General features: G+C 55.9%; 21 protein-coding genes. 14 read left to right on the top strand and 7 right to left on the bottom strand.

The features are described 5' to 3' along the window. Nucleotides 1–96: 96 nt before the first annotated feature. The 3 genes from INT32_RS04290 (at nt 97) to INT32_RS04280 (ending at nt 2,232) form a co-directional block, all read left to right on the top strand. Complete coding sequence (locus tag INT32_RS04290) at nt 97–810, top strand: tetratricopeptide repeat protein (RefSeq protein WP_193087480.1); 714 nt, start codon at nt 97–99, stop codon at nt 808–810. Nucleotides 811–932: 122 nt separating this feature from the next. Continuing rightward, on the top strand, nt 933–1,442 hold the full coding sequence (locus INT32_RS04285; RefSeq protein WP_193087479.1) for a peptidylprolyl isomerase: 510 nt from the start codon (nt 933–935) through the stop codon (nt 1,440–1,442). Next, the gene (locus tag INT32_RS04280) at nt 1,429–2,232 is read left to right on the top strand and encodes a UDP-2,3-diacylglucosamine diphosphatase (RefSeq protein ID WP_226816494.1); all 804 of its coding nucleotides are present in this window, start codon (nt 1,429–1,431) and stop codon (nt 2,230–2,232) included. Before INT32_RS04285 ends, INT32_RS04280 begins: the two co-directional genes overlap by 14 nt. An 88-nt stretch (nt 2,233–2,320) precedes the next feature. On the opposite strand, the gene INT32_RS04275 is transcribed toward INT32_RS04280, so the two are convergent. Continuing rightward, nucleotides 2,321–3,121 (bottom strand): enoyl-CoA hydratase, encoded by an 801-nt coding sequence (locus INT32_RS04275; RefSeq protein WP_193087477.1) that lies wholly within the window; start codon nt 3,119–3,121, stop codon nt 2,321–2,323. Between the two features lie 316 nt (nt 3,122–3,437). On the opposite strand from INT32_RS04275, the gene INT32_RS04270 reads away from it, so the two are divergent. From INT32_RS04270 to INT32_RS04245, 6 genes are all read left to right on the top strand, one after another. After that, nucleotides 3,438–3,836 carry a Zn-ribbon domain-containing OB-fold protein gene (locus tag INT32_RS04270; protein ID WP_193087476.1) on the top strand — a complete coding sequence of 133 codons (399 nt, stop codon included), beginning with the start codon at nt 3,438–3,440 and terminating at the stop codon, nt 3,834–3,836. After that, entirely contained in the window at nt 3,833–5,005 is a 1,173-nt protein-coding gene (locus tag INT32_RS04265; RefSeq protein WP_193087475.1) for a thiolase, read from the top strand. The genes INT32_RS04270 and INT32_RS04265 overlap by 4 nt, the downstream gene beginning before the upstream one ends. A gap of 168 nt (nt 5,006–5,173) precedes the next feature. Next, nucleotides 5,174–5,848 carry a 3-oxoacid CoA-transferase subunit A gene (locus INT32_RS04260; protein ID WP_193087474.1) on the top strand — a complete coding sequence of 225 codons (675 nt, stop codon included), beginning with the start codon at nt 5,174–5,176 and terminating at the stop codon, nt 5,846–5,848. Further along, nucleotides 5,841–6,539: a 3-oxoacid CoA-transferase subunit B gene (locus INT32_RS04255; protein ID WP_193087473.1), complete on the top strand. Its 699-nt coding sequence runs from the start codon at nt 5,841–5,843 to the stop codon at nt 6,537–6,539. The genes INT32_RS04260 and INT32_RS04255 overlap by 8 nt, the downstream gene beginning before the upstream one ends. Nucleotides 6,540–6,762: 223 nt before the next feature. Then, entirely contained in the window at nt 6,763–7,746 is a 984-nt protein-coding gene (locus tag INT32_RS04250; protein ID WP_370540168.1) for a Bug family tripartite tricarboxylate transporter substrate binding protein, read from the top strand. 79 nt (nt 7,747–7,825) lie between these two features. Beyond that, nucleotides 7,826–8,800: a tripartite tricarboxylate transporter substrate binding protein gene (locus tag INT32_RS04245; protein ID WP_193087471.1), complete on the top strand. Its 975-nt coding sequence runs from the start codon at nt 7,826–7,828 to the stop codon at nt 8,798–8,800. Nucleotides 8,801–8,904: 104 nt separating this feature from the next. On the opposite strand, the gene INT32_RS04240 is transcribed toward INT32_RS04245, so the two are convergent. From INT32_RS04240 to INT32_RS04230, 3 genes are all read right to left on the bottom strand, one after another. Then, nucleotides 8,905–9,903: a tripartite tricarboxylate transporter substrate binding protein gene (locus tag INT32_RS04240; protein WP_226816492.1), complete on the bottom strand. Its 999-nt coding sequence runs from the start codon at nt 9,901–9,903 to the stop codon at nt 8,905–8,907. A gap of 205 nt (nt 9,904–10,108) precedes the next feature. Continuing rightward, entirely contained in the window at nt 10,109–10,330 is a 222-nt protein-coding gene (locus INT32_RS04235; RefSeq protein WP_193087470.1) for a hypothetical protein, read from the bottom strand. A 293-nt stretch (nt 10,331–10,623) separates the two neighbouring features. Continuing rightward, nucleotides 10,624–11,532 (bottom strand): LysR family transcriptional regulator, encoded by a 909-nt coding sequence (locus INT32_RS04230; protein WP_193087469.1) that lies wholly within the window; start codon nt 11,530–11,532, stop codon nt 10,624–10,626. A gap of 154 nt (nt 11,533–11,686) precedes the next feature. Here INT32_RS04230 and INT32_RS04225 point away from each other — a divergent pair, with 154 nt between their 5' ends. Continuing rightward, a complete protein-coding gene (locus INT32_RS04225) occupies nt 11,687–12,601 on the top strand; it encodes an SDR family NAD(P)-dependent oxidoreductase (RefSeq protein WP_193087468.1) in 915 nt (304 codons plus the stop codon). A 17-nt stretch (nt 12,602–12,618) separates the two neighbouring features. Continuing rightward, a complete protein-coding gene (locus INT32_RS04220; RefSeq protein WP_193087467.1) occupies nt 12,619–13,485 on the top strand; it encodes a MaoC/PaaZ C-terminal domain-containing protein in 867 nt (288 codons plus the stop codon). A 122-nt stretch (nt 13,486–13,607) separates the two neighbouring features. On the opposite strand, the gene INT32_RS04215 is transcribed toward INT32_RS04220, so the two are convergent. Further along, complete coding sequence (locus INT32_RS04215) at nt 13,608–14,465, bottom strand: undecaprenyl-diphosphate phosphatase (protein WP_370540171.1); 858 nt, start codon at nt 14,463–14,465, stop codon at nt 13,608–13,610. A 25-nt stretch (nt 14,466–14,490) separates the two neighbouring features. Further along, nucleotides 14,491–15,285 carry an inositol monophosphatase family protein gene (locus INT32_RS04210; protein WP_193087465.1) on the bottom strand — a complete coding sequence of 265 codons (795 nt, stop codon included), beginning with the start codon at nt 15,283–15,285 and terminating at the stop codon, nt 14,491–14,493. A gap of 111 nt (nt 15,286–15,396) precedes the next feature. Here INT32_RS04210 and INT32_RS04205 point away from each other — a divergent pair, with 111 nt between their 5' ends. Next, nucleotides 15,397–16,257 (top strand): RNA methyltransferase, encoded by an 861-nt coding sequence (locus INT32_RS04205; protein WP_193087464.1) that lies wholly within the window; start codon nt 15,397–15,399, stop codon nt 16,255–16,257. Between the two features lie 225 nt (nt 16,258–16,482). Here the strand turns inward: INT32_RS04205 and INT32_RS04200 are convergent, their stop codons facing one another. After that, the gene (locus INT32_RS04200) at nt 16,483–17,322 is read right to left on the bottom strand and encodes a mechanosensitive ion channel family protein (protein WP_193087463.1); all 840 of its coding nucleotides are present in this window, start codon (nt 17,320–17,322) and stop codon (nt 16,483–16,485) included. Between the two features lie 254 nt (nt 17,323–17,576). On the opposite strand from INT32_RS04200, the gene INT32_RS04195 reads away from it, so the two are divergent. Next, nucleotides 17,577–19,070: an AMP nucleosidase gene (locus INT32_RS04195; RefSeq protein WP_193087462.1), complete on the top strand. Its 1,494-nt coding sequence runs from the start codon at nt 17,577–17,579 to the stop codon at nt 19,068–19,070. Nucleotides 19,071–19,078: 8 nt separating this feature from the next. After that, a complete protein-coding gene (locus INT32_RS04190) occupies nt 19,079–20,008 on the top strand; it encodes an AEC family transporter (protein WP_193087461.1) in 930 nt (309 codons plus the stop codon). Nucleotides 20,009–20,012: the final 4 nt, after the last annotated feature.

Genomic DNA, 20,012 nt, shown 5'->3' with positions numbered 1-20,012 from the left:
ACTAAGGCTAAAATACGAAGGAGTAAGTATAGCAAGTCCTCACCAGAGGCTGCATGTACTTGAAGGTTTTCTTTCACGATTTTCTGGATAAGCGCTGTGAAACTTAATGTTATTCACCGTTCGCTGTTAGTGTGCTCCCTGTGCCTGTTGCCAGCGCTGCAGGCAATGGCCCAGCAGGCGACAACCCCGTATCAGGCCGGCTCGACGCCTTCAGGCGGCGCCGCCGATGGCATCCCCTCGCCAATGTACGCCCAGGACAACGGCGCCAACGCGCGCGAGCCCGGCTGGCAGGGGCTGGCAAACGTTCTGAAAAAGCTGGAACCGTCGGTTGACACGTCCATTCCGGAAACGGCTTCGGGCGCGGCAAGCCGTCTGAGCGCAATGATCACGCAGGGCCAGGCAGCCAAGGCGCTGCAGGAGATAGAACGGCGCCAGAATGCCAATGACCGTATTATCGCGCCGGCAACAGATGTTCAATTGCTGTTTCTGAAAGGGCGCGCGCTGGCAGCGCTGGACCGCAAGCCGCAGGCGCTGGAGGTCTATCGCAGCATGACGTCCAGCTACCCGGAGCTGGCCGAACCATGGAACAATATGGCCGCGCTCTATCTGCAAGCGGGGCTTACGGACCCGGCCTATGAGGCGCTCAAAACCGCTCTATCAATTAATCCCCGCTATGGGGTTGCATTGCGCAACATGGGTATGGTGCAATTGATGCTGTCCCAGAAAGCGTTTGCCGATGCCTCCCGTCATGGCATCCCCGGGGCGGCAGCCCAGGCGCAGGCCATCGGGCGCATCATTGAAGGTAACTGAACGTGATATCACACTTTGCATTTTCACGCCGCATCGCCGGCTTCGCTCTGGGGGCCGTTCTGTCGGTCGCCGCGCTACAGGCGGCACACGCCGCAGATTCTTCAACTAAAAAGGAAACATCCATGAGTCAGCCACAGGTCAAACTGCAAACCAATCAGGGCGATTTCGTCCTGGAACTGGATGCTGAGAAAGCACCGGTTACCACAGAAAACTTTCTGAAATATGTCAATAATGGTTTCTTCGACAACCTGATCTTTCACCGCGTGATCAAAGGATTCATGATCCAAGGTGGCGGTTTTGACGTTGACATGAAACAGAAAGAGACCGAAGCGCCGATCAAAAATGAAGCCGATAACGGCTTGAAAAACGACAAATACACCATTGCCATGGCTCGCACCAACGATCCGCAATCGGCCACTGCCCAGTTTTTCATTAATGCCAAGGACAACGATTTCCTGAACTTCTCGGCTCCTACTGCCCAAGGCTGGGGCTATGCCGTATTTGGTAAAGTTGTCCAGGGTCAGGACGTGATCGACAAAATCGAGGGCGTAAAAACCGGTAACCGTGGTTTCCATCAAGATGTGCCGGTTGAACCCATCATCATTGAAAAAGCCAGCGTTGTCGAAAACTGATTTTACGCTGCCCGGAACAGTCTGGGTCGCCTCGGATATTCATCTGGCGCGGCAGGTTCCCGAAACCTGCCGCGTTTTCTATGCTTTTCTGACAGAGGCGGCAGCGCATGCCAACGGGCTTATACTGGCAGGTGATATTTTTGACGCCTGGATTGGCGACGATGCCGCGCTCAATGGTCCCGAACCATGGCTGCAGGAAGCCATCGGGCATCTGGCCGAAACGGCCAAAAAAATCCCGCTGTTCATAGGCCATGGCAATCGTGATTTTCTGATGGGTCCGGATCTGGCCCGTGCGCTGGGCGCGACGCTCATGCCCGATTCGACCCTGTTTCACACCGATGCCGGCCCCATCCATATCAGCCACGGCGACGAGCTATGTACACACGACGTGTCCTTCCAGCGTTTCCGTAAACTGTCGCGCCATCCATTGATACGACGGCTGTTTCTGGCCCTGCCATTGCAAGTACGACGGGCGATCGCGCGTCGCGCCCGCAAGACCAGCATGCATGCGCATGGCACAAAACCAATGTATCTGATGGATGTCGCCCATGAGGCGATATCGGACATATTCCGCGATCATCCCGCGCTGATTCATATGGTCCATGGCCATACACACAAACCCAAGTGCCATCAATTCGAAGACTATGGGACGCAACGGTGTCGCTGGGTGTTACCCGACTGGGAATGGGATCACCCGCCTTTTCGGGGCGGCTATCTATCGATCAGCGCAGCTGGGATCACCATGCACGGCTATACGGCGCCAGACGCCGGTCAAACAGCACAACAATAAGCCCGCGCGGCACGGCCGGATCGGACCGCAGCTCCCCGCTTGAGTCCGCCACAGTCCGCGCCGTATACCCCTGACAGTCGCCTGCGCGCTAGCGGCCCTGAAATAGCGGCTTGCGCTTTTCCCGAAACGCTTTGCTGCCCTCCCGATAATCCTCGCTCATTCCCATCTCGCGCTGCAGTTCAATTTCCAGTTCGAGTTGTTCGGGCAGGCTGTTATCGGCGCTCGCGTACAGTGCGTGTTTGGTTGCCGCCAGCGCGCGCGTCGCGCCGGTGGTCAGTTGCGTATGGACGGTTTGCATTTGCGATTGCAGTTGATCATCGGCAATGCACTTCCAGATCATGCCCCATTGTTCGGCCTGTTCGCCAGATATCGGTTCTGCCAGCATGGCTGCGCCCATGGCGCGCTGGGTGCCGATCAGACGCGGCAGAAAATGAGTGGACCCGGCGTCCGGCACCAGACTGATTTTGGCAAATGCCTGAATAAATTTGGCAGATTTGACCGCAAAAACCAGATCGCAGGCCAGCGCCAGGCTCATGCCTGCCCCGGCTGCCACGCCATTGACGAAACAAACAATCGGTGCCGGCAAGGCACGCATCCGCAAAATCAGTGGTTTGTAATTTTTCTCCAGCGCTTCGCCCAGGTCACGAAACTGGCCCGGCTCCAGCGGCTGGCGCTCACCCAGGTCCTGACCCGCACAAAACCCGCGCCCTGCCCCGGTCAGAATGACCCCGCGTAAATCCGCCCGCGACTCAAGAAAGTCCAGGACGTCGCGCAACTCGCTGTGCATCTGCCCCGTAAAGCTGTTGAGTTTGTCCGGCCTGTTGAGCGTGATATATCCCACGCTGTCGCGATACTCAAACAAAATCGTCTCATAGTCTTTTTTTTCCACAGCTGCACTCCCCTGAAAATTCCAAACTGACCGACGCAAGCATGGCTATCGGCTTCAATAAACCCGTCATCATAACCAATCTGACAATAAGTCATTGGCAAACAATCGGTACAGACCCTATCTCACTACAAATTTCCGGGGATCGCAATTCTGTATTCCGGAAGCCCCCGTTCGCCTGTTTTTGAGCCTGGCATCGCTTGAGGGAAAACGTGAGTTAAGTGTGTCTGAAGTTATCCTTCGGGAAAAACAGATTGCCAATCGGGGACCCCGAATCAATACTGTACGACATATGCAATTTTAGATACAGGAATAGCCCATGACCGTGAGCAACCAGGCGCTGGACACCGGCGCAGACAAGTACTACCACACCCAGCTACAGGCCGGCGTGTTTACCATTCAGCGCTGTGGCCAATGTAACAACAGCATCTTCTACCCGCGCATGATCTGTCCCCACTGCGGCAGCGACGACCTGCAATGGTACGAACCCTCAGGCAAGGGCACGGTGTATTCCACCACCGTCGTTCGCAACAAACCGGAAAAAGGCGGCGACTATAATGTAGCCCTGATCGACCTGGAGGAAGGCCCCCGCATGATGAGCCGGGTAGAACAGATCACGCCTGACGAGGTGAAAATCGGCCTGGCGGTCAGCGCCCGCATCAAGCAGACAGACGACAGCACGTTGCTGGTCTTTGTTCCAGCAGGAGATCAAGCATGATAGACGCGAAACTGCGCGGTGCAACCGCAATTGTCGGTGTCGGACATGCAGGGCTGGGGCTGGCAGAGGGCTATACCGAAATGGAAATTCTGGTTCAGGCCGCCACGCGTGCCGTGCACGACGCCGGCCTGACCATGCAGGATATCGACGGCATTGCCACGGCCAGCGTCGCCTCGACCATGTGGGCGATGCCGGTGATCGAGCACCTGGGCATCAAACCGACCTTTATTGATAACACGATGGTGGGCGGCTCCAGTTTTGTTGCGCACCTGATGCCGGCCATGCAGGCATTAGCCTCCGGCCAGTGCAATGCCGTGCTCGTCTGTTACGGCAGTACGCAACGCAGCTCCACACTGAATCGGGCCGCGATCGGCAACATGCGCAAGGTCATGGACCCGCAGCCTTACGAAAACCCTTATCAACCCTTGAGCCCGCTAAGCTCCTATGCACTGGCTGCCGCCCGGCACATGCATCAATACGGCACGACTCGCGAACATCTGGCCGAGGTAGCCGTTGCCGCCCGACAATGGGCCCAGCTCAATCCCGAGGCTTCCATGCGCGATCCGCTCACGATTGATCAGGTGCTCTCGGCACGCATGGTGTCTGATCCGCTGACCGTGCGCGATTGTTGCCTGGTGAGCGATGGCGCCGGCGCCTATGTGCTGGTGCGAGCCGACCGGGCCAAAACGCTCAAGCAGAAACCCGTTTACGTCCTGGGTAACTCCACGGCCGTGTGGAATCGCCAGATTTCCTCCATGGGCGATCTGACCGTGACCGCAGCCAAACAGTCCGGGAAAATTGCGTTTGAAATGGCCGGCGTCAAGCCCTCGGATATTGACGTCGCCGAGGTATATGACGCGTTTACCATCAATACGATTCTGTTCATGGAAGACCTGGGTTTTTGCCGCAAGGGCGAAGGCGGGGATTTTGTAAGCAAAGGCGGCATCGCCCCCGGCGGACACTTGCCGGTCAACACTAACGGCGGAGGCCTCTCTTGCGTGCATCCGGGCATGTACGGGATTTTTATTCTGATCGAAGCGGTCAGGCAGTTAAGAGGACAATGCGATGCCCGCCAGGTTGCCAACGCCCAACTTGCTGTCGTCCATGGCAACGGTGGCACGCTCTCGAGCCAATCGACTGCGATATTGGGTACCGAAGCGGCACTTTGAGAATCATTAACTGTCGCCCAGGGAACAAATCATACGGACCTGGACAAGGGACAACGTCAGGCTTGGCGCAATGACGGTAGATGAAGATCTGCCGGCAGGCTGCCGTAAAGACGCCAGGCAGGCGCATACACAACAATAGCCGGGCAAGCTGCCCTACATTGGAATGAGATGATAAACAAGATTCTAGAAACACACGAAGCAGCATTGAGCCAGATCCCCGAAGGGGCGTCCATCATGGTGGGCGGCTTTGGCGACGCAGGCATTCCATTTGAAATGCTGGCCAGTCTTGCAAAAATGGGGACTCGCAATTTAACGATCATCAGCAATAACGCCGGCACGCGCGAGGTCGGTATTGCCCGTCTGATCAAAAATGGCCAGGTCAGAAAAATCATCTGCTCTCATCCCCGCCCTCCGCAATCGGATGTGTTCGCGCAGGCGTTTCGTGCCGGCACGATTGAGCTCGAATGCACTCCACAAGGCACCCTGGCCGAAAGAATGCGTGCAGCCGGCGCGGGACTCGGTCCGTTTTTTACGCCTACCGGCTATGGCACGCGCGTATCGGAAAACAAGGAAGAACGCGTCGTCAACGGTGTTGGCTATGTGCTGGAAGAACCCCTGCATGCCGATTTTGCGCTGGTGCGTGCCCATCTGGGAGATCGTTGGGGCAATCTGACCTATCGCTGGGCAGCCAGAAACTTCAATCCCGTCATGTGTACTGCCGCCAAACACACCATCGCGCAAGTCGATAAAGTGGTCGAACTGGGCAGTATTCATCCCGAACAGGTCATGACCCCGGGAATTTTTGTGAAACATATCGTACTTGCAGGAGCGCAGCATGACTGACTACATCCGTCTTGACAGGGAACAGATTGCCAGACTGGTAGCCAACAGCCTGCCCGATGGCGCCTATGTCAATCTTGGTATCGGCATGCCTACGTCTGTCGCAGACTACCTGCCGCCAGACAGGGAAATTATCCTGCACAGCGAGAACGGCATTCTGGGCATGGGACGCAGCGCGATTAATGACGAAATCGATACCGACATCATCAACGCCAGCCGTAAACCCATTGTCCTGTTGCAGGGCGCCTCTATTACCGAACACACCAATTCATTTGCCATGATGCGTGGCGGACATCTGGACTACTCGATCCTGGGCGGCTTTCAGGTTGCCGAAAACGGGGACCTGGCAAACTGGATCACCGATGCGCCCAATGCGATTGCAGCGATTGGCGGCGCGATGGACCTGGCCGTAGGAGCAAAGCAGGTGCTGGTCATGATGGAACATACAACCAAGACCGGTGCAGCCAAATTATTGCATCATTGCACCTACCCGCTGACAGGCGCCGGCGTGGTCGATTATGTTTACACCGATCTGGCCATCGTCCAGGTGTGCGAGGGCCGCTTTATTATACGTGCCATGGTGCAAGGACTGACACAGCAACAGTTGCAGGACCTGAGCGAGGCGACGCTGCACATGGATGGCCCATGCCAGACAATCCGGGTGGACAGTGCAGGACTACCCTATCTGGATTGAACAGCAGATTGGCAGTGTAATGTAGCGGGTGGCGCGCAAGTGCCAGGAGGAACCCGAAACATGCCCTACCATTGAGCATCAAAAAGGTTGCGCTACCTTGCCCTATCCTGAAAAACGCCCGCAACCGGCGATTACAAGTGTGATTGATTACACGGCGACAAAGCACCACTGGCAGGCATCTATTGTCTGCCATCAAGAGCAATATAAAATCCAAGGAGACATCATGAAGACAAGATTCAACAGACTGCGGCATCTGATGCTGCACGCAAGCGTGCTGGCATTCGGGCTGGCGCTAAGCGCAGGCGCTCAGGCCTTTCCCGACAAACCCATTACGCTGCTGATTCCTTATCCACCGGGCGGCAGCGCCGATATGCTGGCCCGGCCGATTGCCGCGCAGATGCAGAAAACAATCAAACAACCGGTTGTTCTTGAATACCGTCCCGGCGCCGGTGGCACCATCGCTACGGCACAACTGGCACGATCCAAACCCGATGGCTATACCGTGCTAATGGTGCTGGCTGCGCACGCGATCAACCCCAGCATGTATAAATCGCTGCCCTACGATACCGAGAAGGATTTCGCGCCGGTGTCGGTCCTGGCTACCTTGCCCATGCTGGTCACCGCCGCCAAGCAGACACCGGCAAATACGACGCAGGAGTTGATCGACTATGCCAAGGCCAACCCGGACAAGCTCACGTTTGCCTCTGCTGGTAATGGCAACACCAGTCATCTGGCGGCAGAACTGTTCAAAAGCGCCACCGACACCAAAATGATCCATGTGCCCTACAAAGGTAGCGGACCCGCCGTGGTGGCCATGCTCTCCGGCGAAGTCTCGCTGATGTTTGACAGCATTTCCACCTCCCTGCCCCATGTGAAGGCGGGCAAACTCAAAGGCCTTGCCGTTACAGGAGCAAAGCGTTCGGCTGTCCTGCCCGATGTTCCTACTGTGGCTGAATCCGGTGTGCCAGGCTTTGAGGTCAATGGCTGGTACGGTATCCTGGCGCCGGCGGGCACCCCTGAGGACGCACTCATGCAACTGAACAAGGCATTCAATGATGCAGCCCAAACGCCTGCAGTCAGGCAGCAACTGACCCAATACGGCTACGAAATAGAGGGTTCAACACCCGGGCAATTTGCCGATCTCATTACAGCTGAAATAAAAAAATGGAAAACCGCAGTCGACCAGTCAGGCGCCCGCATCGAATAACGCCGGGCCTGCAGCTGTGTATTGCGAAAGGCGCGTTTCCTATGCGCCTTTCGACCACGAACTGACCAATGGAGACATCATGTCAAAACGTTCCCTGCGTTTCACTCCCCTGCTGTTGCTGCTGTCCCCCGCCCTCGTCTGGGCAAGCGATCACTGGCCTGACAAGCCCGTCAAACTGGTGGTCGGCTATGCAGCCGGCGGACCGGTAGACACGGCCGCCCGGCAATTTGCCAAATTTCTGGGCGACCAGGTCGGACAGCCTGTCGTTATCGAAAACAAAACCGGCGCCAGTGGCATCATCGCTGCGGAAAATGTAGCACGGGCTCCGGCCGACGGCAGCGTGCTGTATTTTCTGGCCAGCCCGACGCTGACCATCACACCGCATATTCAAAAAGGAATCCAGATCGACAAGGATAGGGATTTCCGCTACCTGGGCAACCTGGTCGAATATACCAATGTGCTGGTCGTCAATAACAAACTGCCTGTTAAAAACATCAGTGAACTGGTTGCCTACGCCAAAGCCAATCCTGGCGCCTTATCCTTTGGTTCGGCAGGGGTAGGATCATCCAACCAACTATCTGCCGAACTGCTCAAGCAGCGAACCGACACAGAAATGCTGCACGTTCCCTATCGCGGCAATGCGCCGGCCATGATCGATGTGATTGGCGGGAAGACGTCAATGATGTTTGACATCACCGGTACGGCGATCAATTACATCAACAGTGGCAAGGTGCGGGCCCTGGCGGTCACCTCCAAAGAACGTAATCGCGCTTTACCCGACGTTCCATCTATGTCCGAAGCGGGCATTGACGACTATGATGTAACCGGCTGGTACGGTGTTGTCGGTCCCGCAAAACTGGACGACGCTACCGCCGGGCAGATTGAAAAAGCCTTGAAGACGGTCTCTGAATTGCCCGAGTACCGCAAGCAGATGGAAAAAGTGGGCTACACCATTTCGCTGCGCAGTGGCAAGCAACTGAAGTCACGTATCGATAACGAATACCGGTTGTGGGGCGAGGTCACTGCAAAAGCCGGCATCCAGGCAGACAAATAGAACCGGCCATCGCCCGACGCTTCAGCTAACGCAATCAGGCAGTACGCGCTATCTCACTGTAGAGGGAGCCGCGTACGGCCTGATTGTCCTTGTTGCGTGCTACGTCAGCCCTGGATGGTAATGTTGGCATCGGTAATGGTCTTGTGCCACTTGGCAATTTCATCGCTCAGAAATTTGCCGAACTCTTCCGGCGTCATAGGCATCGCCTCCGATCCGCTGCCCTGCATTTTCGCAATGACGCTCTTGTCGTTCAACTGCGCGTTGAGATTTTGATTGAACTGTTTCACAATATCGGCCGGCGTGCCCGCGGGCGCAAACAGACCACTCCAGGAATAGGCTTCGTAGCCTGGCAAGCCTTCATCGGCAATGGGGGGCACATCCGGCGCCAGGTCCGATCGCTGAGGATTGCCTACACCCAGCGGAATCACCTTGCCTGATTTAATGAAAGGCAAGGCGGACGTAGCATCGGCAAACATCAACTGCACCTGCCCGCCCACCAGGTCCTGAACTGCCGGCGCACTACCCTTGTAGGGCACGTGTTGCAGCTCAATGCCGGCCATGCTGGCGAACAAGGCGCCGGCCAAATGCGTGCCGCCGCCCGTTCCCGAGGAACTATAGGCAATTTTACCGGGCTGTTCTTTTGCCAGCGTGATCAGCTCCTTGACAGACTTGACCTTCAGGGACGGATGGGCAATCAGTATGATCGGGAACCGGGCAACCGCGCCTACCGGTACAAAATCCTTCTGAATGTCGTAATCCAGGGATTTATTCAGGCTGGGTAAAATAGCGTGATGAATGGCGGCAAAAAAATAATTGTACCCGTCTGATTTAGCCTGAGCCGACAGCCTGGCCCCCAGAATTCCACCGGCGCCCGCGCGATTTTCAATAATGGCCGTCTGCTGCCATTGCTGCGTCAGACCGTTAGTCACGATGCGCGCGACCGTGTCTACCGGCCCGCCCGGCGCAAAAGGAACAATAAAACTGACCGCCTTTGCCGGCCACTGCGCAGCAAAAGCCATGGCCGGTCGCAGGCCGTATACGGCGGCAGCGCCATAAAGCGCGGATTTGAGCAGTTGCCTGCGTTGCATCATCAGGGTTTTCAAAACAGTCTCCTTATTGTCATGTTCGCAATGACATGACGTTCTTGTGGGTTCTTCACCCTCCAATTATGCCGCGAGAACCTTCCATTTCCTGTTTTTTATACGTGAAGGATCCCCTCAGCGCTGCCTAAGACCGGTTGCCACAGTTCATGTGGGTGTTCGCGACTCCGAGTACTATTCACAAGATGCGAGAAGCCAACTTGACAAGCTATTTAGCGTTTTGCTGCCGGTACATATCGCAAAGCATCTGTAAAGTGGCCGGTCGGCTCAAGCCGCGCTCATGGGCAATGGCGTCAAACTCATTTGCCAGATCCGATTTAAGCCGAAAGGTGACCAGCTTAATCAAGCCAGCAGCAACCAATCGTTTGTTCGTCTCTGTTGCGTTTTTTGCTCTCAGTCTGCGACTGTGTTCAGTGTTGCTGTTTGCCATAGGGAACACTCCTTCCTGAAATTGACAATGTCGATAAACGCCGGCTCGTCCAGGTCCGTATGGGCTGCGTGTCAGTCCATCGCGTTTATTATAGAATCTCCTATAATTATACGAATTGAGGCAAATCAAGTAATCGTGCCACATCACAATTATTTTTTATTTTCCTGATGTATCAGACGTATATAGTCCGACAATCCATTCAGTTATCGAATTGCCGGATCCCCGTTCACCCTACTCCGATAAGATCTTAGCGATTCCATTGAACGAATCAGCCCATTTCAAGACCCCCACCACTAGCGATCATGCATCCGATGCGATACATCAAGCAGATGGCCGATGAATTTTTCTGCATACGCGGGCAGGTCCCGCCCAGCCAGACGACAGACATTGCGTTCGCGATCGGCCCATTCATCTGTGAGTTTGAGTATATGCAAGCGCGGAGCCCTGCTGTAGGCGCGGGCGCATTCGACCGGTACGATAGCCAGCCCAATGCCGGCGTCAACCATGCGGCAGACCGCTTCGAAACTGCCAACATGCACGCGCTGATGCAAGCGCTTGCCCAGTTTGTAGGCTTTGTCATCCAGAAACGTCTGGATCGCACTTTCGGGGTTAATACCGATAAACTGGTACTGGTCGATCAGGGTTTCAAATGAAATTTCTTTCTGATCTTTCAACGGGTGCGCCAAATGGGTAACGGCCACCAGCTCGTCCCGAAACAGCGGCACCACATCCAGGCCATCCAGGTTGACATTGCTGGAGACAATGCCAATGTCTACTGACCCACCACGGATGGCAGAGACAATTTCCTTGGATAGTTTCTCTTCCAGTTCAATATCAATATCGGGATTTTCGGCCAGAAACGTCGACAACGCTTCGGACATGAAGGAGTGGGTGGCAGCGGTGTTGGCCATGATCCGCAGCTTGCCCTTGATGCCGGTGGAAAACGGCTGAAGCTCGGCATGCATGCATTCCAGTTGCTGGAACACCCCCTTGGCATACTTCAGAAATACTTCTCCGGCGGGGGTGACGCTCACGCCGGTAACCTGGCGGATCAGCAGCCGCACCTTGAGGGAGTCTTCCAGATTCTTGATACGGGCGCTGGCAGCCGGCAGCGACAGAAAGGTTTTTTCTGCAGCCTTGGTCAGGTTTGAGACTTCACCAATATTGATGAACAGTTTGAGGTCTGTCAGGTCATAACGCATCTTAAGCTTACACGAAGGGGGGGGTTGAGAAATACGAACAATGCCGTCCGCCATTATGGCCTATCATGAAATCGAACAACAATAGATAGTAATCCCTAACTGGATCGACCGGCCATGCTGGCGAGCGGATGAATGAAATTTACAGGAGAAGCCGATGGGCTCAATTGCAGAAGGAAAAGTAGTGATTGTTACCGGGGCCGGAGGTGGTATCGGCCGGGACATTGCAATCGCCTATGCCAAGGCCGGCGCAAAAGTGGTTGTGAACGATATCGGGGTGTCTTTGAGCGGTCAGGGGGGAACTGATGGCCCCGCGCACGCTGTGGTCGACGAAATCACCGCAGCTGGCGGCACCGCAGTCGCCAATACCGACAGTGTCGCCGGCTATGAGTCGGCCAGCCAGATTGTGCAGACGGCCATGGACCATTTCGGTCGTATTGATATCGTCGTCAACAATGCCGGCAATCTGCGCGACCGCCTGTTTCATAAAATGAACGAAGAAGAATGGCGCCAGGTCATTGACGTGCACCTGCATGGAACATTTTTTGTCAGTCGCGCTGCTGCTCCCTATTTTCGAGAACAAGAGTCGGGCGCTTATGTACACATGACGTCAACATCGGGGCTCATCGGCAATTTCGGCCAGTCCAACTACTCCGCAGCCAAGCTGGGTATCGCCGCCTTATCCAAGTCGATTGCACTTGACATGGCCCGGTATAACGTCAGATCCAATTGCATTGCGCCGTTTGCCTGGAGCCGCATGACCAGTTCGATTCCCGCCGAAACGCCTGAAGAAAAAGCGCGGGTGCAGAAACTGCAGAAAATGGAAACGCATAAAGTCGCGCCGATGGCTGTCTATCTGGGCAGCGATGCCGGCGCAGACGTAACCGGTCAGATTTTCGGGGTACGGGCCAATGAAATTCTCCTCTTTAGCCAGCCTCGTCCGGTACGCTCCGTGCACATGTCCGATGGCTGGACGCCCGAGTTGATCGCTCAGATCGCCATCCCGGCCATGCAGGGCCAGTTCCATAAACTGGAGCGCTCTCCCGACGTGATCAACTGGGATCCCATCTGATTACAAGGAGCAGCCGCATGCCACTGGATTACGAACGGATCAAGAACTGGCGTTTTGCCGATACCCGCCACAGCTATACGCAGCGCGACAGCATACTGTACGCGCTGGGTATCGGCCTGGGCTCGGACCCGCTGGATCCATCACAACTGCAATTTGTATATGAAAAACAGCTGCAGGCGTTTCCTACGATGAGCAGCATTCTGTGCTATCCAGGCTTCTGGATGCAAGACCCGGCAACCGGGATCAACTGGGTCAAACTGGTGCATGGTGAGCAACGCAGCATCTGGCACAGACCACTGGCCGCCGAAGGCGTACTGACCGGCAAGACACATATTTCGCATGTAATCGACAAGGGCGCCGACAAGGGCGCACTGGTCATTGCCGAACGCAATATGTACGATGTAAACAATACGCTTGTGGCCACAATCCAGCAGACCACATTTTGCCGTGCTGACGGCGGGTTCGGCCAAGGAAATGCCCCCGTGGCTGCCCTGCCAAGGGTGCCTGAACGTGCACCTGATTATCGGCGCAGGATTCCGGTGGCGCCCAATGCCGCTATTCTCTACCGACTGAATGCAGATCCGAATCCGCTGCATATTGACCCGCAGACAGCTGCCGCGGCCGGGTTCGAACGGCCGATTTTGCACGGACTGTGCACCTACGGGCACGCCGCAAGAGCGGTTGTACAGGACTGCTGCGACAACGACCCTGCCGTGCTATACCGTTTCGATGCCCGTTTTTCGGCGCCGGTGTATCCGGGTGAAACACTGCTTTGCGACATCTGGCGCGAAGGCGCGGATCAGATTCACTTTCAGGTCAGCGTCCAGGAACGCAACGTTGTTGTGCTCAGTAACGGCTATGCCGCCCTGCGCGGCACGCAGTAACCGGCGAAGATCACGCATGCAATAGGCAGCATCGTCGTGCATCACAGCGGATCACAGACAACGAAATGAGAAAATGCCGGGCAATGCCGGCATTTTCTCATTTTCTGCTGGTTCGATAAAAACTAGGCGACCTGGTTCCAAGCCCATAGTGCAACGACAATACCAAAGACGATACGGTACCAGCCAAAAGGACGATAGGATGCACTGGACAGGAATCGCATCAGGGCGCGCACCACAACCAATGCACTAATATAGGCGGCAACAAAGCCCAGCAGGACCGCGAGCAAATTGCTCTCGCTCAGCTGGCCACCATGCCTGTACAAGCTCAATACCGTGGCGGCGATCATGGTTGGCATGGCCAGGAAAAAGGAAAACTCGGTGGCCGTCTTGCGATGAATACCAGCCATCATGCCGGAAATAATCGTTGCGCCCGAACGCGACGTCCCCGGAATCATGGCCAGACATTGAGCGAACCCCACAACCAGCGCCTGCTTCCAGGTGATATCTTCCAGGCTTCTTGTCTGATGAGCCAGTTCATGCTCCTGCAGGGTAGTGTGCTTGGCCATTGAAGGACGCCGTTCCACCCACAGCATAATGATGCCGCCCACTACGAGCGTAAAAGCGTAAATCATGAACTTGCCATCGAGCAGTTGACTGATATGTTTGATCAGCAGCAGGCCGATAATGGCCGCCGGCAAAAAGGCAATGATCAAATTCATGGTAAAGCGCTGCTCGGTCCGGTTACCGGTGAAGGTGCCGACAATAATCTCGCGCAGGCGCTGCCGATACAACCACATCACCGCCAGAATGGATCCGAGCTGGATCACGATTTCATACACCTTGAATTGCCCGGAGTCAAAGCCGATCCAGTCCCCCAGGATCAGCAAATGGGCGGTGCTGGAAATCGGCAAAAATTCGGTTATCCCTTCGACAATACCCAGAACAACGGCTTTAAACAGGTACCACACTTGATCCATAATGACGGGCTCCGAACCGGACAACAATTTACTGCTTCAGCGAAATAAGCATTTGAGTGAAGATTTTGGGGCTGGCTGCCAGCACATTGCCGGTTTTGAGCCAGGTCTGTTCGCCTTCGAAATCGGCAATAAGCCCGCCTGCTTCCTGGATCAGCAGGCTACCTGCTGCCAGGTCCCAGGGTTTGAGGTGAACCCCGCAATAGCCATCGAAACGACCGGCTGCAACATACGCCAGTTCCAGTACGGTCGCGCCAAGGCGGCGAAAGCCGGAACAGTCGTCGACCAGCCCGTAGTAGCGCTCGGCGCCGGTACGGTTGGAGCCGGAAACAGAAGGGAAACGGCCAGAGATCAGTGCGTCGGAAAAGCGGGTCCGGCTGCCGACACGCACCCGGCGGTCGTTCAGAAAGGCGCCACCACCACGGGTGGCAGTAAACATTTCATTGCGGGCCGGATCATAGACTACGGCCTGAGTGACGACACCCTTGTGCAACAGGGCGATGGACACGGCGTAATTGGGGAACCCGTGTACGAAATTGGTGGTGCCATCCAGGGGATCGATCACCCACTGATACTCCGGCACTTCGTTTTCCTTATCCCTCGCGCCCGGGATGTGGCCGGATTCCTCGCCCAGAAAAGCGTGGTCCGGATAAGCGTCGCGTAACACCTCGATCACTGCCTGTTCTGCGTTCCGATCAATTTCGGTAACGTAATCGTTGGGGCCTTTGCGTGCAATCTGGACTTTATCCAGATCGAGACTGCCACGATTGATAATGGCGCCGGCACGGCGGGCAGCACGTACGGCGATGGTGAGCATGGGGTGCATAGCTTTCCAGACTTCGGTTGAGTAGTAAAATACGCATTTTAATGGACAATAAAGCAGACTTCTGCAAATCCCATCATTTCTGTCCATATTCATGCCGTTCGAAGGAATTTTATGTCACCGCTACATACCCGGGTCCGCTTTATCATGGTGTCGCCGACCCACCCTGGCAATGTGGGTTCTGCCGCAAGAGCAATCAAAAACATGGGATTTGGCGATCTGGTTCTGGTCAATCCGAAAGATAGCGGCATCCTGGCCCATGAAGAGGCCCTGGCGCTGGCCAGCGGGGCCACCGACATCCTGCAAGCGGCACATCTTGCGCCCGACCTTGACGCGGCCCTGGCCGGCATTACCCTGGCCTTTGCCCTGACTGCCCGTACCCGCGACATGGGCCCGCCTTCGCTGGACATCCGCCAGACAGCGCAGCTATCGCGAACGCATCTGAATAATCATGCCGATACGCGTATTGCGATTGTGTTGGGAACAGAAAGAACGGGGCTGGACAATGACGATATCAGCCGCTGCCATCGCATATGCCATATTCCCGCCAACCCTTCGTACAGCTCCCTGAACGTTTCACAAGCCCTGCTGCTGGCGGCCTGGGAGCTAAACTACGCCATGCAGGCGCCGCCGGCAGTCCGGCACACCGGCGCAACGGCCCCGGCTCAGTCCGGCAATCCGCTTTCCACAGGAACGCAGACATCAGCTGGCCGCCCCGACCTGTTGCTAGCGAGGCCCGCCCATGCCTATACAGACATGGTCGATCGCGACTATGCCCCCGCCGAAAAGGTCGAAGCGTTCATCAATCACTGGGAAAGCGCGTTGATCGGGATCGATTTTCTCAATCCCAATTATCCGAAAAAGCTGATGCCACGCATGCGCTATATGTTTACACGCATCCATATGACCCAGGAGGAAGTGGATATGATGCGTGGGGTGTGTACCAACATTCTGAAAACTGTCTATCGGCCATAAGCTGTCTGATCGGCCGGGCTGGCCCAGAACCTGAGGCTCAGCGCAGACCCGCCGCAGCCCCGACAGCCCCTAATTCAGCGGTAATGGTGAATGCGGACGCCGATCCACCCTCTTGAGCGGGCGCGAACGCGACCGTAACGCCCTGGCTGGCCGACAGTAGCGCGCCCCGCTGCCGCGCACCGCCTGGCATTTTTGCTGCACCAGCGTCGGGAGATTGAATAATGGCTATTTGGCGCTGGCCTGATTATTGACACCCACTTCCTGCACGGCCACCCGCAATGGACTCGGGCTTTCAAACCCTTCTTCTTTCAATCGCATCGGCACCTCACGATTCAAATCATTCTGCAGATTGAAGAAATTGTCTGCACTGGCCCAGACCCGCAATGTGAGGGTAATGATGCCGTCCTTGCGATCGCCTACGAAAACCGACGGCGCTGGCATTTTCAAGGCGCTGCGCTGTTCGCCGATCAGTTTGAGCAGCACTTCGATCGCCCGGTTGACGTCATCGCCATAACGGATATATGCCGGTACATCCATGCGGCGGTTGTGGTTACGGCTCAGATTGATGATCGTTCCATTCCAGACCGTACTATTGGGTACCGTTACCTGCACGCCGTCGGCCTGCACAATCCGCGTCAGAAACAGCCCGACTTCGTCGACGGTGCCCGAAATGCCCGCAGCCACTGTCACGCTCTCCCCCACTCGCAGGGGCCGCAAGCCCAGCAACATGATGCCGGCTGCAATATTTTGCAGCGTGCCCTGCAAAGCCAGGCCGATAGCCAGGCCGGCGGCGCCCAGTACGGCAATCAGGCTGGCCGTTTGTACACCGAATTGCGACAGCACGGCAATAATGGTAAATATCCGCACACTCCAGATCACGACCGTGCGGAACATGGGAATGATCGTGGGATCGATTTTTTCTGATCTAGCGCTCAGGCGCTGCACCATATTGCCCAGCCACCTGGAAATGGTCCAGCCAATGCCCAGAATAATGAAAGCGACCACCAGGTCAACGGCGAAGCGCTGCAAAAATGGCCAGAAACTTTCGATTTGTTGAATATCCATATAAATCACTCTCTTGCGGGTTTTTTCAAAAAACGGAAAGGCTCGCGCCGGCTGACGCTACCGGACAGGCCCACACCGATAGCGGGCATTCGCTACGGCAGAATTTTAACGTGTCATAATGACAGAATATACTTCAGGACAGCAAAGCGACACCACTTTCCGGCACCATATTACAGGACAGCAAAGCTTTCGTATGGGATCAGATTGCAATATGGCCCGCTTTCGTTAACGACCATAACAATCAGCGCTTATCCATGACCACACAGCAAAGTACGCCCTCTACCTTTCATTCTCCACAAAGAATCGGTTTTTCCAGTTTCCGCGACCCGGCCCTGGCTTTCGAAGAACTGCTGCGCATCTACGAGCGCAATACACTGTTCATCCGTGAGTCCTTTTACCGCTACATCAGCGGCGAGAGCCGGTCTGATCAGCGCACACGCGCCTGCTACCCCGCCATTCGCCTGCATGTGCCCGACCATCAGGAAGTCGATTCACGTCTGTCATACGGGCATACTACGGAGCCCGGCCTATATCAGACAACCATCACCCAGCCCCTGCAGTTCAAGAGCTACTTGCTTGAGCAAATCGGGCTGATCATGAAAAACCATCAATTGCCTGTAGAGATCGGCGAATCCGATATCCCTATCCCGCTGCATTTTGCATTTACCGGCGGCCAGTATGTTGAAGGCGTCTATGCGGACACGATCGGCTCTTCATTGCGCAATTTCTTCGATGTCCCTGATCTGGCCGTCATGGACGATGCCATCGTCAATGGCACTTTGCGTGAAGAGCCCGGGCTGCCAGGACCGCTGGCCCCCTTTACCGCGCCACGCATTGATTATTCATTGCACCGGCTGCAGCACTACACGGCAACCGCGCCGGAGCATTTTCAGAATTTCGTCCTGTTTACCAACTACCAGTTTTACGTTGACGAATTTATTGAGCGGGCCACCCAATTGATCGAGGACGAATCATCGGGCTATACGGCATTGGTCGAGCCGGGCAACCACGTTACGCGCAAGGGTCAGCCGGATCCGTCCCAAAAGCTGCAACGGTTGCCGCAAATGCCCGCCTATCACCTGAAGCGCGAGGATGGCAACGGCATCACACTTGTCAATATTGGCGTGGGGCCGTCAAATGCCAAGACTATTACCGACCACATCGCAACGCTGCGGCCATCGGCCTGGATCATGCTGGGCCATTGCGCCGGGCTGCGCAACACGCAGCGCTTGGGCGACTATGTGCTGGCGCATGGCTATGTGCGGGAAGATCACGTCCTGGATGCCGACCTGCCACTATGGGTGCCGGTGCCGCCGCTGGCGGAAATCCAGATCGCCCTGGAACATGCAGTAGAGGAAATATCCGGGCTGTCAGACTGGGAGCTTAAACGCATCATGCGTACCGGAACCGTGGCCACCATTGATAACCGTAACTGGGAGTTGCGGGACCAGCATGAACCGGTGCAGCGTTTCTCGCAATCGCGGGCCATTGCACTTGACATGGAATCGGCAACCATCGCTGCCAATGGTTTTCGCTTCCGCGTCCCGTACGGCACGCTGCTATGTGTGTCGGACAAGCCCCTGCATGGCGAATTGAAGCTGCCCGGCATGGCCTCGGACTTCTATCGCAAGCAGGTCAGCCAGCATTTGCGCATCGGCATGCGGGCGCTGGAAAAACTGCGTGAAATGCCCCGGGAGCGACTGCATTCGCGTAAACTGCGCAGCTTTATCGAAACCGCTTTTAAATAACCCGTATTTTGAATTCCGTTATCAATGCCGCTTTTCCGGTTTTTGCGCTGATTCTGACCGGTTATGTCGCCGCTCGACGACGGATCCTGTCGGATCAGGCAAGCCAGCACCTCAATAGCTATGTGGTCTGGCTGGCATTGCCGGCGCTGTTGTTTCATGCCATGGCCACGGTCAGTTGGGAAGAACTGAACCAGATTCCGTTCATTCTGGCCAGTACCGGCGGCATGCTGGCCACCTTTTTCATTTTCATGGTTTGGCAGCGGCGCCGCTTCAGCCTGCCAGACAATAGTGTGGCAAGCCTGTCCGCGTCCTATAGCAACGCCGGCTATATGGGCCTGCCGCTATGTATGCTGGCCTACGGTCAGGCCGGTATCATACCCGTCATTATTACCATGATACTGACCGCCTGCGTCCTGTTTGCCCTGTCCATCGTCTGTCTGGAAACCGGGTTGAAAAAACATGGCAGTGTATGGACCAGCCTGCGGCATACCGGTGCGGCATTGGCAAAAAATCCGCTGATTGTCTCGCCCCTGGCGGGCATGGCCTTGTCAGGTCTGGGCATTGCATTGCCGGCGCCCCTAGCGGAACTGACGCGCCTGCTGGGCAGTTCGGCCAGCCCCTGTGCCCTGGTTACCATTGGCCTGTTTCTGGCGCAAACGCGCAGTATCCGTCCACACCCGGCACTGGGCGCGGTTCTTTTCATGAAAATGCTGTTTCTACCGGCTGCCACCGCATTCCTGGCCTTTATCGTCTTTGACATGCCGCCGGTGCAACGCGAAGCGGCGGTACTGCTTGCCGCCCTGCCCATCGGCACCGGCCCCTTCATGCTGGCCACCATGTACCAGCGTGACACGCATCTGGTCTCGCAATCCATCTTTATCTCAACCGTGCTCTCGGTCATCAGTGTCTCTATGCTGCTGGCCTGGTTTCAGGGCTAGGCGC

Origin of the sequence: Advenella sp. FME57 (assembly GCF_014897675.1) — a bacterium.
Taxonomy (GTDB): Bacteria; Pseudomonadota; Gammaproteobacteria; order Burkholderiales; family Burkholderiaceae_B; genus Advenella.
Note: the sequence above shows the minus strand (reverse complement) of the source record. Positions and strands in the feature narration are given on the sequence as shown.